Raw genomic sequence first — 12596 nt, 5'->3', positions numbered from 1 at the left:
AGCCGAGCATGTCCGAGTTGATTCTGCATCATTACCCGACCTCTCCATTTGCCGAAAAGGCTCGCCTCCTGTTGGGCTTCAAAGGCTTGTCCTGGCGCTCGGTGCACATTTCGCCGGTGATGCCCAAGCCGGATCTGACCGCGCTGACTGGCGGCTACCGCAAGACTCCTGTGTTGCAGATCGGCGCGGACATCTATTGCGACACCTCGTTGATCGCCCGTCGTCTGGAGCAGGAAAAAGCCCTGCCAGCGTTTTTCCCGGAAGGCCAGGAAATGACCAGCGCCAGCTTTGCCGCGTGGGCCGATTCGGTGGTGTTCCAGCATGCGGTCAGTCTGGTGTTCCAGCCAGAATCGGTGGCGGTGCGTTTCGGCAAGTTGCCGCCGGAAGCGATCAAGGCGTTTATCGCTGACCGTGCCGGTCTGTTCAGTGGTGGCAGCGCCACGCGGTTGCCGGCCGAACAGGCCAAACACCAATGGCCAACGATCATGGCGCGCCTGGAGCAGCAGTTGCAGCGCGAGCAGGGCGACTTTCTGTTCGGTGAGCCATCGATTGCCGACTTCGCCTTGGCGCATCCGCTGTGGTTCCTCAAGGCGACGCACGTCACTGCGCCGTTGGTCGATGAATATCCGGCCGTAACGGCCTGGCTTGGGCGTGTGCTGGGCTTTGGCCATGGCGCCGCGAGCGAAATGACCGCCGAAGCGGCGCTGGAAGTGGCGCGCACCTCGACGCCGGCGGCGCTGCCGGATGAGCGATTTGTCGATCCGAACGGGTTCAAGGCCGGGCAGCAGGTGGCGATTGCTGCGGTCGATTACGGGGTTGACCCGGTGGTGGGGGAGTTGCTGTTTGCTGGCCGCGAAGAGCTGATCCTGCGCCGCGAAGACCCGCGTGGTGGCGTGGTGCACGTGCACTTCCCGCGCTTTGGTTTCCGCATCGAAGCTCGCTGATCAGCAAGCGGCTTTTGCTTGGAGGGGGCAATTGTGGTGAGGGGATTTATCCCCATGGGGCGCGAAGCGCCCCCAAAAAACTGCACACCCTACCAGGCAGATTTTGCGACGGCTTCACCGCCGATCGGGGATAAATCCCCTCACCACAGAGGAGTTGTGTTATTTCAGGGCAGCGAGGATTTCGTCCGGGTCGAACCCGCGAATCAACGTGCCATTCACGTCGATCAGCGGAATCCCGCGCCCACCCAGCGCCTCATACGCTTTGCGCGCCTCGGCGTCCTTCTCGATATCGAATTCCCGGAAAGGAATCCCCTTGCTGTCGAGAAAGCGCTTGGTCTGTTTGCAGTAGCCGCACCAGTCGGTGGCATACAGCACGACACGGGCCTGCGCCCGCGTCTGCTCAGAGACCATCTGCGACGGGTTGAACACCCGCTCGATCTTGCCCCAGTTCTGATAGATCACCACCACCAGCAGAACCAGCGCAACCTTCTTCAGCACATTGCCCAGCATCAGTTGCGGCGCTTGAGCTGATCGGTGAGCGAGGTCGGCAGGCCCTTGATGATCAGGGTGCCGGCCTCTTCGTCGTATTCGATCTTCGAACCCAGCAGGTGCGCTTCAAAGCTGATCGACAGACCCTCGGCGCGGCCGGTGAAGCGGCGGAACTGGTTGAGGGTGCGTTTGTCTGCCGGAATCTCCGGCGACAGACCGTAGTCCTTGTTGCGGATGTGATCGTAGAAGGCTTTCGGCCGTTCTTCGTCGATCAGCTCCGACAGCTCTTCCAGGCCCATTGGCTCGCCGAGCTTGGCCTGACTGCTGGCGTAATCGACCAGAGTCTTGGTTTTCTCGCGGGCGGAATCTTCCGGCAGGTCTTCGCTCTCGACGAAGTCGCTGAAGGCCTTGAGCAGGGTGCGGGTCTCGCCCGGGCCGTCGACGCCTTCCTGGCAGCCGATGAAGTCGCGGAAGTACTCCGAAACCTTCTTGCCGTTCTTGCCCTTGATGAACGAGATGTACTGCTTGGACTGCTTGTTGTTCTGCCACTCAGAGACGTTGATCCGCGCCGCCAGGTGCAGTTGGCCGAGGTCGAGGTGACGCGACGGGGTGACGTCCAGCTCGTCGGTCACCGCCACGCCTTCGCTGTGGTGCAGCAGGGCGATCGCCAGGTAGTCGGTCATGCCTTGCTGATAGTGGGCGAACAGCACGTGGCCGCCGACCGACAGGTTCGACTCTTCCATCAGTTTCTGCAGATGCTCGACCGCGACTTTGCTGAACGAAGTGAAGTCCTGGCCGCCTTCCATGTATTCCTTCAGCCAGCCGCTGAACGGAAACGCGCCGGATTCCGGATGGAACAGGCCCCAGGCTTTGCCTTGCTTGGCGTTGTAGCTCTCGTTGAGGTCGGCAAGCATGTTCTCGATGGCCGCGGACTCAGCCAGTTCGGAGTCGCGGGCGTGCAGAACTGCGGGCGTGCCGTCGGGTTTTTTGTCGATCAGGTGGACGATGCAATGACGGATCGGCATGGGCTTCTCGGCTGGTGGAAGGGAGGAGGGCGGGCTCCCCCGAAAAAGCGCCCAGTGTACCGCAACCACTGGTTTTGGCGCGGGGTGAAGGGCAAATCCGGGGCGGGTGACCGCCCTTATGCAGTTTTTTACCGATTTAGAGCAATAAACCTGACCAAATGGGTAGCTAGAGGCGGATATTTCCCCGTCTCTGTGCTAGTTTTGCCCGGTCTTACGCGAAGTCACTGCGTTAAGCGTGCAATCAGCATTTGTCAGGTCGAACCAAACCCTGATTTCGGTATCTATAACCCGACTCGTCGTGGTTATCGCCGAGGGTGCCAGATCCAGAAGATCGGGCTCGATGGCTGACACTGCACTCTGCAATCCATATGAATTTGATAGGGAAGGAACACTACATGGCTCTTACTAAAGACCAACTGATCGCCGACATCGCTGAAGCTATCGACGCGCCGAAAACCACCGCGCGTAACGCTCTGGACCAACTGGGCCAAATCGTTGCCGATCAGCTGGAAAACGGCGGCGAAATCACCTTGCCAGGTATCGGCAAGCTGAAAGTGACCGAGCGTCCTGCCCGCACTGGCCGTAACCCTTCGACTGGCGCTGCCATCGAAATCCCTGCCAAGAAAGTGATCAAGCTGGTTGTGGCCAAAGGCCTGACCGACGCTGTGAACAAGTAAGACGCAGCGATAAAAAAACCGTGCACCGGAGCGATCCGGGCACGGTTTTTTTGTGCCTGCGATTTGATGGCCGACTCCTGAGCACCATATGCCATTGTGGGAGCGAGCTTGCTCGCGAAGGCAGTGTGTCAGTCAAAGTTGAATTGACAGATGCGCCGCATTCGTCGGAGCGCCGCCCGGAGCAAGCTCGCTCCCACAATTGATTTGTGTCCGGCGATGCAATGTTTAGCGCACCCAGCGCTCGCGACGCCAGATCTGCTGCTCGGACTTGGTCTGAAAGGTCCACGCCACGAAGCGGCTCTGTTTCTGCCCTTGCGACATCTCCACCACCTGGCTTTCCAGCACGCCGGCCTTTTTCAGGGCGGTTTCGATGGCCGGCAGGTTCGAGGCTTTCGACACCAGGGTGCTGAACCACAGCACCTTGTGCTGGAAGTTCGCGCTCTCGGCGATCAGTTGCGTCACGAAACGCGCTTCACCGCCTTCACACCACAGCTCGGCAGACTGACCACCGAAGTTCAGCACCGGCAGTTTGCGTTTCGGATCAGCCTTGCCCAGTGCGCGCCATTTGCGCTCGCTGCCCTTGGTTGCCTCTTCCATCGAGGCGTGGAACGGCGGGTTGCACATGGTCAGGTCAAAGCGCTCACCCGGTTCCAGCAGGCCAATCAGGATGTGTTTGCGGTTTTCCTGCTGGCGCAGCTGGATCACCTTGTTCAGGCCGTTGGACTGGACGATGGCCTTCGCGGCAGCCACGGCGGTCGGATCGATTTCCGAACCGAGGAAGTGCCAGCGGTATTCGCTGTTACCAATCAGCGGATAAACGCAGTTGGCGCCCATGCCGATGTCCAGCACGTTGACGATTGCACCGCGCGGCACCTTGCCGTCGTTCATGCTGGCTAGCAGGTCCGCAAGAAAGTGCACGTAATCGGCACGGCCCGGGACCGGTGGGCATAGGTAATCGGCCGGGATGTCCCAATGCTCGATGCCATAAAACGCCTTGAGCAGCGCCCGGTTGAAAACGCGCACCGCGTCGGGGCTGGCGAAGTCGATGCTTTCCTTGCCGTACGGGTTGGTGATCACGAATTTCGCCAGTTCCGGCGTGGTCTTGATCAGCGCCGGGAAGTCGTAGCGACCCTGGTGGCGATTGCGCGGGTGCAGGCTGGCCTTTTCACGCGGCTCGACGGCTTTGGCCGGGATCGCGGCATCAGGTTTCTTGCGCGCAGGTTTGGGGGGGCGGGGGGCGTTCATGGGTGTGATCGATTCGGGTATGGCTGAAAGTGGCGGGTATTGTCCCACATTGATGAGTCATGCGCCGAACGCATGTAGGAGCTGCCGAAGGCTGCGATCTTTTGATCTTGTTTTTAAAAAAATCAAAGTCAAAAGATCGCAGCCTTCGGCAGCTCCTACAGGGGATTGGTGTTCTGGAATAAAAAAGGGAGGCCACTTGGCCTCCCTCTTTCATTGCGGCTTGCCCTTACAGGCTGGAAATCCGCGCATGTTGCTCGGCCAGTTTGCCCAAGGCCTGTTCAGCCTCGGCCAGTTTGGCGCGTTCCTTCTCGATGACTTCGGCCGGCGCCTTGTCAACGAAACCGGCGTTCGACAGCTTGCCGCCAACGCGCTGGACTTCACCTTGCAGACGCAGGATTTCCTTGTCCAGACGCGCCAGCTCGGCGCCCTTGTCGATCAGGCCGGCCATCGGCACCAGCACTTCCATCTCGCCAACCAGCGCGGTGGCGGACAGTGGTGCTTCTTCGCCAGCGGCCAGCACGGTGATCGATTCCAGACGCGCCAGCTTCTTCAGCAGCGCTTCATTCTCGGTCAGACGACGCTGGTCTTCAGCGCTGACGTTCTTCAGGTAGATCGGCAGCGGTTTGCCCGGGCCGATGTTCATTTCGCCACGGATGTTGCGCGTGCCGAGCATCAGGCCTTTAAGCCATTCGATGTCGTCCTCGGCGGCCGGATCGATGCGCTCTTCGTTGGCCACTGGCCAAGGCTGCAGCATGATCGTCTTGCCCTGAATACCGGCCAGCGGCGCGATGCGCTGCCAGATTTCTTCAGTGATGAACGGCATGAACGGATGCGCCAGACGCAGCGCCACTTCCAGAACGCGCACCAGCGTGCGACGGGTGCCGCGCTGGCGCTCGACCGGCGCGTTTTCGTCCCACAGCACTGGCTTGGACAGTTCCAGGTACCAGTCGCAGTACTGGTTCCAGATGAACTCGTATAGCGCTTGCGCGGCGAGGTCGAAACGGAACTGATCCAGTTGACGGGTCACCTCGGCTTCGGTGCGTTGCAGTTGCGAGATGATCCAGCGATCCGCCAGCGACAGCTCGTAGGCCTCGCCGTTCTGGCCACAGTCTTCGCCCTTGTCCAGAACATAACGCGCGGCGTTCCAGATCTTGTTGCAGAAGTTGCGATAGCCTTCGACGCGGCCCATGTCGAACTTGATGTCGCGACCGGTCGAGGCCAGCGAGCAGAAGGTGAAGCGCAGCGCGTCAGTGCCGTAACTGGCGATGCCGTCGGCGAACTCGTCGCGGGTCTGCTTCTCGATCTTCTTCGCCAGTTTCGGCTGCATCATGCCGGAGGTGCGTTTCTGCACCAGGGCTTCCAGCTCGATACCGTCGATGATGTCCAGCGGGTCAAGGACGTTGCCCTTGGACTTGGACATCTTCTGGCCCTGGCCATCACGCACCAGGCCGTGCACGTAAACGGTCTTGAACGGTACTTGCGGGGTGCCGTCCTCGTTCTTGATCAGGTGCATCGTCAGCATGATCATCCGGGCAACCCAGAAGAAAATGATGTCGAAACCGGTGACCAGCACGTCGGTGGAGTGGAATTTCTTCAGGAACTCGGTCTTTTCCGGCCAACCCAGAGTGGAGAACGTCCACAGACCCGAGCTGAACCAGGTGTCGAGCACATCGTTGTCCTGTTGCAGCGCAACGTCCGGGCCGAGGTTGTGCTTGGCACGCACTTCGGCTTCGTCGCGACCGACGTAGACCTTGCCCGACTCGTCGTACCAGGCCGGAATCCGGTGGCCCCACCACAGTTGACGGCTGATGCACCAGTCCTGGATGTCGCGCATCCACGAGAAGTACATGTTTTCGTATTGCTTCGGCACGAACTGGATGCGGCCGTCTTCAACGGCAGCAATCGCAGGCTCGGCCAGAGGCTTGGTCGACACGTACCACTGGTCAGTCAGCCACGGCTCGATCACGGTGCCGGAACGGTCGCCTTTCGGCACTTTCAGGTTGTGATCGTCGACGCTGACCAGCAGGCCGGCGGCGTCGAACGCGGCAACGATCTGCTTGCGCGCTTCGAAACGCTCGAGACCGGCGTACTCGGCCGGGATCTTGCCGTCGATGCTGTCGTTCAGCGTGCCGTCGAGGTTGAATACCTGGGCTGCGGGCAGCACGTTGGCGTTCTTGTCGAAGATGTTCAGCAGCGGCAGGTTGTGGCGCTTGCCGACTTCGTAGTCGTTGAAATCGTGGGCCGGGGTGATTTTCACGCAGCCGGTGCCGAATTCAGGGTCGCAGTAATCGTCGGCGATGATCGGGATGCGGCGGCCAACCAGTGGCAGCTCGACAAATTTGCCGATCAGGGCTTTGTAGCGCTCATCGTTCGGGTTAACCGCGACGGCGGAGTCGCCGAGCATGGTTTCCGGACGGGTGGTCGCGACGATCAGGAAATCGTTGCCTTCAGCGGTTTTCGCGCCGTCGGCCAGCGGGTACTTGAGGTTCCACAGGAAACCTTTTTCGTCGTGGTTTTCCACTTCGAGGTCGGAAATCGCCGTGTGCAGCTTGGTGTCCCAGTTGACCAGACGCTTGCCGCGGTAGATCAGACCGTCTTCGTGCAGGCGTACGAAGGCTTCCTTGACCGCTTCCGAGAGGCCGTCGTCCATGGTGAAGCGCTCGCGGCTCCAGTCCACGGACGAGCCGAGGCGGCGGATCTGACGGCTGATGTTGCCGCCGGACTGATCCTTCCACTCCCAGACTTTCTCGAGGAATTTCTCGCGGCCCAGGTCGTGGCGGTTCTGCCCGGTGGCTTCCAGTTGACGCTCCACCAGCATCTGCGTGGCGATACCGGCGTGGTCGGTGCCCGGCTGCCACAGGGTGTTGCGACCCTGCATGCGGCGGAAACGGATCAGGGCGTCCATGATCGCGTTGTTGAAACCGTGACCCATGTGCAAGCTGCCGGTGACGTTTGGCGGCGGGATCATGATGGTGTAGGAATCGCCCGCGCCTTGCGGTGCGAAATAGTTCTCGGACTCCCAGGTGTTGTACCAGGAAGTTTCAATGGCGTGCGGCTGGTAGGTCTTATCCATGCGCGGCGGGACCCTATTGGCATTTATTCAGGAAAAGCCGGGAAGTATAGCGGGGCATGGGGCAGAGGGCGAGCGGGGGGAGGCTGGGCGGACACTAATGTTGGGGGGAACCCTTGTGGTGAGGGGATTTATCCCCGATGGGCCGCGCAGCAGCCCCAAATAATTCAATCACGCTGCGTATTCGCAGGGTTCACGACTGCTGCGCAGCCGATCGGGGATAAATCCCCTCGCCACAAGGAGATCCATCCGGGTTATTCGTACTGGCTGAGCAACCGCTCCATCCGCGCCTCGAGGCGGCGTTTGATTTCGGTTTCGATGTGCGGTGCGAAGTCGTCGATCACGTCCTGCATGATCAACTGCGCGGCGGCGCGCAGTTCGCTGTCCAGGTGCAGCAGGGCGTCCGGGCCTTTATCAACAGGCGCTGCCGGTTGGGCGGCAGGCGTCGGGGCCGGGACGGGTGGCGGTTCGACGGCGGGCGTCTCGTTGCCAACCGCCTCGAACAGCATCGGAATCTGTTCCTGTTCACCGTCATCGACTGTGTCGGTCAGCAGCGGCGGTTGCAGGTTGTCATCGCCGAGCAACTGACGGATCGATTCGAGATCGTCCAGCAGGTGCGCAGGCTTTTGCAGCGGTTTTGGAGTGTCCATCGGCGTACTCAGAGTCGCTGTAAACGGTGATCTTGCAGAGGATAGCCCTGTTCGCGGTAGAAACGGAAACTCTCCCGTGCCGCCGCTCGAATCGTCGGATCTTCCACCACCACTTCCGCCACGCGGGCGAATTTGCTGGCGAAGGCCGGGATTTTCAGGTCGAGGTTGACCAGCAGATCCTGATGCTCGCCGCAGTCTGCGCTCAGTCCCAGCACGATCAAACCATCCGGCTCGCTCTCGGCAGGGCCGTGCGGCACGAACGTTTCACCCTTGAACGCCCACAGGCGCGCATCGAGATCGTCACGCTGAGCAGCATCGCTGCAATGCAGGTAGATGCGGTGGCCCATGCGCCAGGCTTTCTCAGTGAGCTTGCAGGCAAAGTCCAGGCGAGCCGAAGGATCGGCGCTGGGCAGGATATAGAAGTCGACTTTGGTCATTGCGGTTCCTGAGCCTGGAACGGCGTCACCGCCAAGTGACGCCGTTCAGGTTCATCGGTTTCAGGCTTTGGCGCGGTCCAGCAGGTATTGGGTCAGCAGCGGAACCGGACGGCCGGTGGCGCCCTTGTCCTTGCCGCCGCTGGTCCACGCGGTGCCGGCGATGTCCAGGTGCGCCCAGTTGAGGTTCTTGGTGAAGCGCGACAGGAAGCACGCGGCGGTGATGGTGCCGGCCTTCGGCCCGCCAATGTTGGCGATGTCGGCGAACGGGCTGTCCAGTTGCTCCTGGTATTCGTCGAACAGCGGCAGTTGCCAGGCGCGGTCGTCAGCAGCTTTGCCGGCGCTGAGCAGTTGCTCGATCAGTTCGTCGTTATTGCCCAGCAGGCCGGAAGTGTGGGCGCCGAGTGCAACCACGCAGGCACCGGTCAGGGTGGCGATGTCGATCACCGCTTGTGGCTTGAAGCGCTCGGAGTAGGTCAGGGCGTCGCACAGCACCAGACGGCCTTCGGCGTCGGTGTTGAGGATTTCCACGGTCTGGCCGCTCATGGTGGTGACGATGTCGCCCGGGCGCGAGGCGTTGCCGCTCGGCATGTTTTCGGCGCAGGCGAGGATGCACACCAGGTTGATCGGCAGTTTCAGTTCGAGCACGGCACGCAGGGTACCGAACACGGAGGCCGCGCCACCCATGTCGTACTTCATTTCGTCCATGCCGGCGCCCGGCTTGAGGCTGATGCCGCCGGTGTCGAAGGTGATGCCTTTACCGACCAGCGCGTAAGGTTTCTCGGATTTCTTGCCACCGTTGTATTGCATGACGATCAGGCGCGGCGGTTGGGCGCTGCCTTGGCCGACGGCGTAGAACGAGCCCATGCCCAGGGATTTGATCTTCTTCTCGTCGAGGACTTCGACTTTCAGATCCTTGAACTCTTTGCCGAGGTTCTTGGCTTGCTCGCCGAGGAAGGTCGGGTGGCAGATATTCGGCGGCAGGTTGCCCAGATTACGGGTGAAGGCCATGCCGTTGGCGATCGCGGTGGCATGGTTCACGGCGCGCTGCACTTCGGCCTGCGCAGCCTTGATGGTCAGCAGGGTGATTTTCTTCAGGGCGCGCGGTTCGGCTTTCTGGCTCTTGAACTGGTCGAAGGTGTATTCGCCGTCCACCAGGGTTTCCGCCAGCAGACGGGTCTTGCCGTAGCTGTCGCGGTTCTTGACGATGATTTCATCCAGGGCCAGCACGGCATCGCTGCCACCCAGACCTTTCAGGGTGTTGAGGATGCCAGCCACGATTTTACGGAACGGACGGTCGCCCAGTTCTTCATCCTTGCCCACGCCGACCAGCAGCACGCGCTCGGCCTTGAGGTTCGGTAGGCTGTGCAGCAGCAGGCTTTGACCGACCTTGCCGGCCAGATCGCCACGCTTGAGCACGGCGCTGATCGCGCCACCGCTCAGCTCGTCGACCTGTCTGGCGGCGACGCCGAGTTTGCGGCCTTCGCCGACGGCAACCACCAGGGTGGCGGTTTTCAACGTTTCTGGGCTAACGCTTTTTACAACCAGTTCCATGTCCGGATCCCTGAATGAATGGTCAACACACAGGCGTTCGACGGTGTCCGCAGTCGCCTGCTTATAGATAGAAGAGGCGCAGGTCTGTGCCTGCGACGAAGGCGGCAGTTTGAACCTCGCTCACCGCGCCTGACAACCCTCGGTTGTGCGATCTTCAACGGAATCTACGCTTGGGTGAGTGTGCGCAGTGACAGGCGCCCTCAATCACAGGATAATGCCGCATCTTTTTTCGACGGCTCTGCCTTGCGGGTCGCTCGAAACGTTTGCTTGTTTGGCCGCCTTAGCCTGACAACCCTGGAGTGTCTGGTTTGATCGTCTTCCGTTATCTGTCCCGTGAAGTGATGTTGACCCTGAGCGCCGTCAGCGCCGTGCTGCTGGTCATCATCATGAGCGGTCGCTTCATCAAATACCTTGCCCAGGCCGCTGCGGGCCAACTCGATCCGGGATCGCTGTTCCTGATCATGGGTTACCGCCTGCCGGGTTTCATGCAGCTGATCCTGCCGTTGGGCCTGTTTCTCGGGATCCTGCTGGCTTACGGCCGGCTGTATCTCGAAAGCGAAATGACCGTGCTCTCGGCCACCGGCATGAGTCAGCAGCGTCTGCTGCGCATGACCCTGTTTCCGGCGACGCTGGTGGCACTGGTGGTGGCGTGGCTGAGCCTGAGTCTGGCCCCGCAAGGCGCTAACCAGTTTCAGTTGCTGCTGAACAAGCAGGACGCCCTGACCGAATTCGATACCCTCGAACCCGGCCGTTTCCAGGCGTTGCGTGACGGCACTCGGGTGACCTACACCGAAAGCCTGACCGACGACCGCGTCAACCTCGGCGGCGTGTTCATCTCGCAGAAAAATCTCGGCTCCGATCAGAAAGATCGGGGGATTTCCGTGCTGGTGGCCGAGAAGGGCCGTCAGGAGATTCACCCGGACGGCAACCGCTATCTGATCCTCCACAACGGTTACCGCTACGACGGCAGCCCGGGTCAGGCCGATTACCGCGCGATCAAATACGACACCTACGGCGTATTGCTGCCCAAACCCGATGCCAGCGACGAAGTCACCGACCGTGATGCGATCCCGACTTCGACCCTGCTGAGCGCCGATGACGAGCGTTCCAAGGCTGAATTGCAATGGCGGATTTCACTGCCGTTGCTGGTATTCATCGTGACCCTGATGGCGGTGCCGCTGTCGCGGGTCAATCCGCGTCAGGGCCGTTTCCTGAAGCTGCTGCCGGCGATTCTTCTTTATATGGCTTACCTGACCATCCTGATTGCCGCCCGCGGCGCCCTCGAAAAAGGCAAGATTCCAGCGGTGCTCGGCTTGTGGTGGGTGCACGGGATCTTCCTGGTCATCGGTCTCGGCCTGCTGTACTGGGAGCCGTTGCGCCTGAAGCTGGCCAGCCGTCGCAGCGCTGCGCTGGAGGTGGCCCGTGGTTAAACTCGACCGCTACATCGGCAGTAGTGTATTCGTGGCGATCATCGCCGTGCTGGCGATCATTCTGGGTCTGGCGACCCTGTTTGCCTTCATCGACGAGATGAGCGACGTCAGCGATACCTACACCCTGGCCGACGTGCTGAGCTTCGTCATGCTCACCGCGCCGCGTCGCCTGTATGAAATGCTGCCGATGGCCGCGCTGATCGGCTGTCTGATCGGCCTCGGCAGTCTGGCCAGCAGCAGCGAGCTGACGGTCATGCGTGCCGCGGGTGTGTCCATCGGGCGCATTGTCTGGGCGGTCATGAAGCCAATGCTGGTGCTGATGCTGGCTGGCGTGCTGATTGGCGAATACGTGGCCCCGGCCACCGAAAGCATGGCCCAGGCCAATCGCTCGCTGGCGCAAGGCAGCGGCGATGCGCAGAGCGCCAAACACGGTATGTGGCACCGTCAGGGCGAGGAGTTCATCCATATCAACGCCGTGCAACCCGACGGCCTGCTGTATGGCGTGACCCGCTATCACTTCGACAAAGAGCGCCACCTGCTCAGTTCCAGCTTCGCCAAGCGTGCGGAGTTCGACGGCAAGCGCTGGCTGCTCACTGACGTGACTACTACGGTGTTCCATGAGCGCAACACTGAAGTGGTGAACGCGCCGAGCGAGGAGTGGGATGTATCGCTGAGCCCGCAATTGCTCAACACGGTGGTGATGGCGCCTGAGGCGCTGTCGATTTCCGGACTGTGGGGCTATATCCACTATCTGGCGGATCAAGGCCTGAGCAACGGTCGTTACTGGCTGGCATTTTGGGTCAAGGTGTTGCAGCCGCTGGTCACCGCTGCGCTGGTGCTGATGGCGATCTCCTTCATCTTCGGCCCATTGCGCTCGGTAACCCTCGGTCAGCGAGTGTTCACCGGCGTGCTGGTGGGCTTCACCTTCCGCATCGTCCAGGATCTGCTCGGCCCGTCGAGCCTGGTGTTTGGCTTCTCGCCGCTGTTCGCGGTGCTGGTGCCGGCCACGGTCTGTGCGCTGGCGGGTGTCTGGTTGCTGCGACGCGCCGGTTGATGGCCACGTTGTTGCCAATGCTTT

11 protein-coding genes are annotated in these 12596 nt (G+C 61.0%); 4 read left to right on the top strand and 7 right to left on the bottom strand.

Features of this window, described 5'->3' with window-relative positions; translation table 11 throughout:
• Window positions 1-8: 8 nt before the first annotated feature.
• The gene (locus tag AB1J88_RS15645; protein WP_222016402.1) at window positions 9-944 is read left to right on the top strand and encodes a glutathione S-transferase family protein; all 936 of its coding nucleotides are present in this window, start codon (window positions 9-11) and stop codon (window positions 942-944) included.
• Window positions 945-1103: 159 nt separating this feature from the next.
• Here the strand turns inward: AB1J88_RS15645 and AB1J88_RS15640 are convergent, their stop codons facing one another.
• Together AB1J88_RS15640 and yejK are read right to left on the bottom strand one after the other, a co-directional pair.
• On the bottom strand, window positions 1104-1454 hold the full coding sequence (locus tag AB1J88_RS15640) for a glutaredoxin family protein (protein ID WP_145597532.1): 351 nt from the start codon (window positions 1452-1454) through the stop codon (window positions 1104-1106).
• On the bottom strand, window positions 1454-2458 hold the full coding sequence (gene yejK, locus AB1J88_RS15635; RefSeq protein WP_430291414.1) for a nucleoid-associated protein YejK: 1005 nt from the start codon (window positions 2456-2458) through the stop codon (window positions 1454-1456). Before yejK ends, AB1J88_RS15640 begins: the two co-directional genes overlap by 1 nt.
• A 395-nt stretch (window positions 2459-2853) precedes the next feature.
• Here yejK and AB1J88_RS15630 point away from each other — a divergent pair, with 395 nt between their 5' ends.
• Complete coding sequence (locus AB1J88_RS15630) at window positions 2854-3135, top strand: HU family DNA-binding protein (protein WP_003221909.1); 282 nt, start codon at window positions 2854-2856, stop codon at window positions 3133-3135.
• A gap of 225 nt (window positions 3136-3360) precedes the next feature.
• Here the strand turns inward: AB1J88_RS15630 and rlmF are convergent, their stop codons facing one another.
• The 5 genes from rlmF to AB1J88_RS15605 all read right to left on the bottom strand — a co-directional run bounded on the left by rlmF (window position 3361) and on the right by AB1J88_RS15605 (window position 10088).
• Window positions 3361-4380: a 23S rRNA (adenine(1618)-N(6))-methyltransferase RlmF gene (gene rlmF, locus AB1J88_RS15625; RefSeq protein WP_430291413.1), complete on the bottom strand. Its 1020-nt coding sequence runs from the start codon at window positions 4378-4380 to the stop codon at window positions 3361-3363.
• Between the two features lie 226 nt (window positions 4381-4606).
• Window positions 4607-7453: a valine--tRNA ligase gene (locus AB1J88_RS15620; protein ID WP_007965170.1), complete on the bottom strand. Its 2847-nt coding sequence runs from the start codon at window positions 7451-7453 to the stop codon at window positions 4607-4609.
• A 251-nt stretch (window positions 7454-7704) separates the two neighbouring features.
• Window positions 7705-8100: a DNA polymerase III subunit chi gene (locus AB1J88_RS15615; RefSeq protein ID WP_430291411.1), complete on the bottom strand. Its 396-nt coding sequence runs from the start codon at window positions 8098-8100 to the stop codon at window positions 7705-7707.
• An 8-nt stretch (window positions 8101-8108) separates the two neighbouring features.
• Complete coding sequence (locus tag AB1J88_RS15610; RefSeq protein ID WP_041064748.1) at window positions 8109-8537, bottom strand: DNA polymerase III subunit chi; 429 nt, start codon at window positions 8535-8537, stop codon at window positions 8109-8111.
• A gap of 60 nt (window positions 8538-8597) precedes the next feature.
• The gene (locus AB1J88_RS15605) at window positions 8598-10088 is read right to left on the bottom strand and encodes a leucyl aminopeptidase (RefSeq protein WP_027610952.1); all 1491 of its coding nucleotides are present in this window, start codon (window positions 10086-10088) and stop codon (window positions 8598-8600) included.
• A gap of 308 nt (window positions 10089-10396) precedes the next feature.
• Here AB1J88_RS15605 and lptF point away from each other — a divergent pair, with 308 nt between their 5' ends.
• Entirely contained in the window at window positions 10397-11518 is a 1122-nt protein-coding gene (gene lptF / locus AB1J88_RS15600; protein ID WP_222016391.1) for an LPS export ABC transporter permease LptF, read from the top strand.
• Window positions 11511-12572 (top strand): LPS export ABC transporter permease LptG, encoded by a 1062-nt coding sequence (gene lptG, locus AB1J88_RS15595; RefSeq protein ID WP_222016389.1) that lies wholly within the window; start codon window positions 11511-11513, stop codon window positions 12570-12572. Before lptF ends, lptG begins: the two co-directional genes overlap by 8 nt.
• Window positions 12573-12596 lie beyond the last annotated feature (24 nt).

Source organism: Pseudomonas sp. S8 (assembly GCF_050473925.1).
Taxonomy (GTDB): Bacteria; Pseudomonadota; Gammaproteobacteria; order Pseudomonadales; family Pseudomonadaceae; genus Aquipseudomonas; species Aquipseudomonas parakoreensis.
This window is presented reverse-complemented; position numbering and strand designations above follow the sequence as displayed.

Bases quoted from the DNA above. Each gene is read 5' to 3' on its own strand.
- AB1J88_RS15645 (WP_222016402.1), top strand. From the start codon at position 9: ATGTCCGAGTTGATTCTGCATCATTACCCGACCTCTCCATTTGCCGAA.
- AB1J88_RS15640 (WP_145597532.1), bottom strand. From the start codon at position 1,454: ATGCTGGGCAATGTGCTGAAGAAGGTTGCGCTGGTTCTGCTGGTGGTG.
- yejK (WP_430291414.1), bottom strand. From the start codon at position 2,458: ATGCCGATCCGTCATTGCATCGTCCACCTGATCGACAAAAAACCCGAC.
- AB1J88_RS15630 (WP_003221909.1), top strand. From the start codon at position 2,854: ATGGCTCTTACTAAAGACCAACTGATCGCCGACATCGCTGAAGCTATC.
- rlmF (WP_430291413.1), bottom strand. From the start codon at position 4,380: ATGAACGCCCCCCGCCCCCCCAAACCTGCGCGCAAGAAACCTGATGCC.
- AB1J88_RS15620 (WP_007965170.1), bottom strand. From the start codon at position 7,453: ATGGATAAGACCTACCAGCCGCACGCCATTGAAACTTCCTGGTACAAC.
- AB1J88_RS15615 (WP_430291411.1), bottom strand. From the start codon at position 8,100: ATGGACACTCCAAAACCGCTGCAAAAGCCTGCGCACCTGCTGGACGAT.
- AB1J88_RS15610 (WP_041064748.1), bottom strand. From the start codon at position 8,537: ATGACCAAAGTCGACTTCTATATCCTGCCCAGCGCCGATCCTTCGGCT.
- AB1J88_RS15605 (WP_027610952.1), bottom strand. From the start codon at position 10,088: ATGGAACTGGTTGTAAAAAGCGTTAGCCCAGAAACGTTGAAAACCGCC.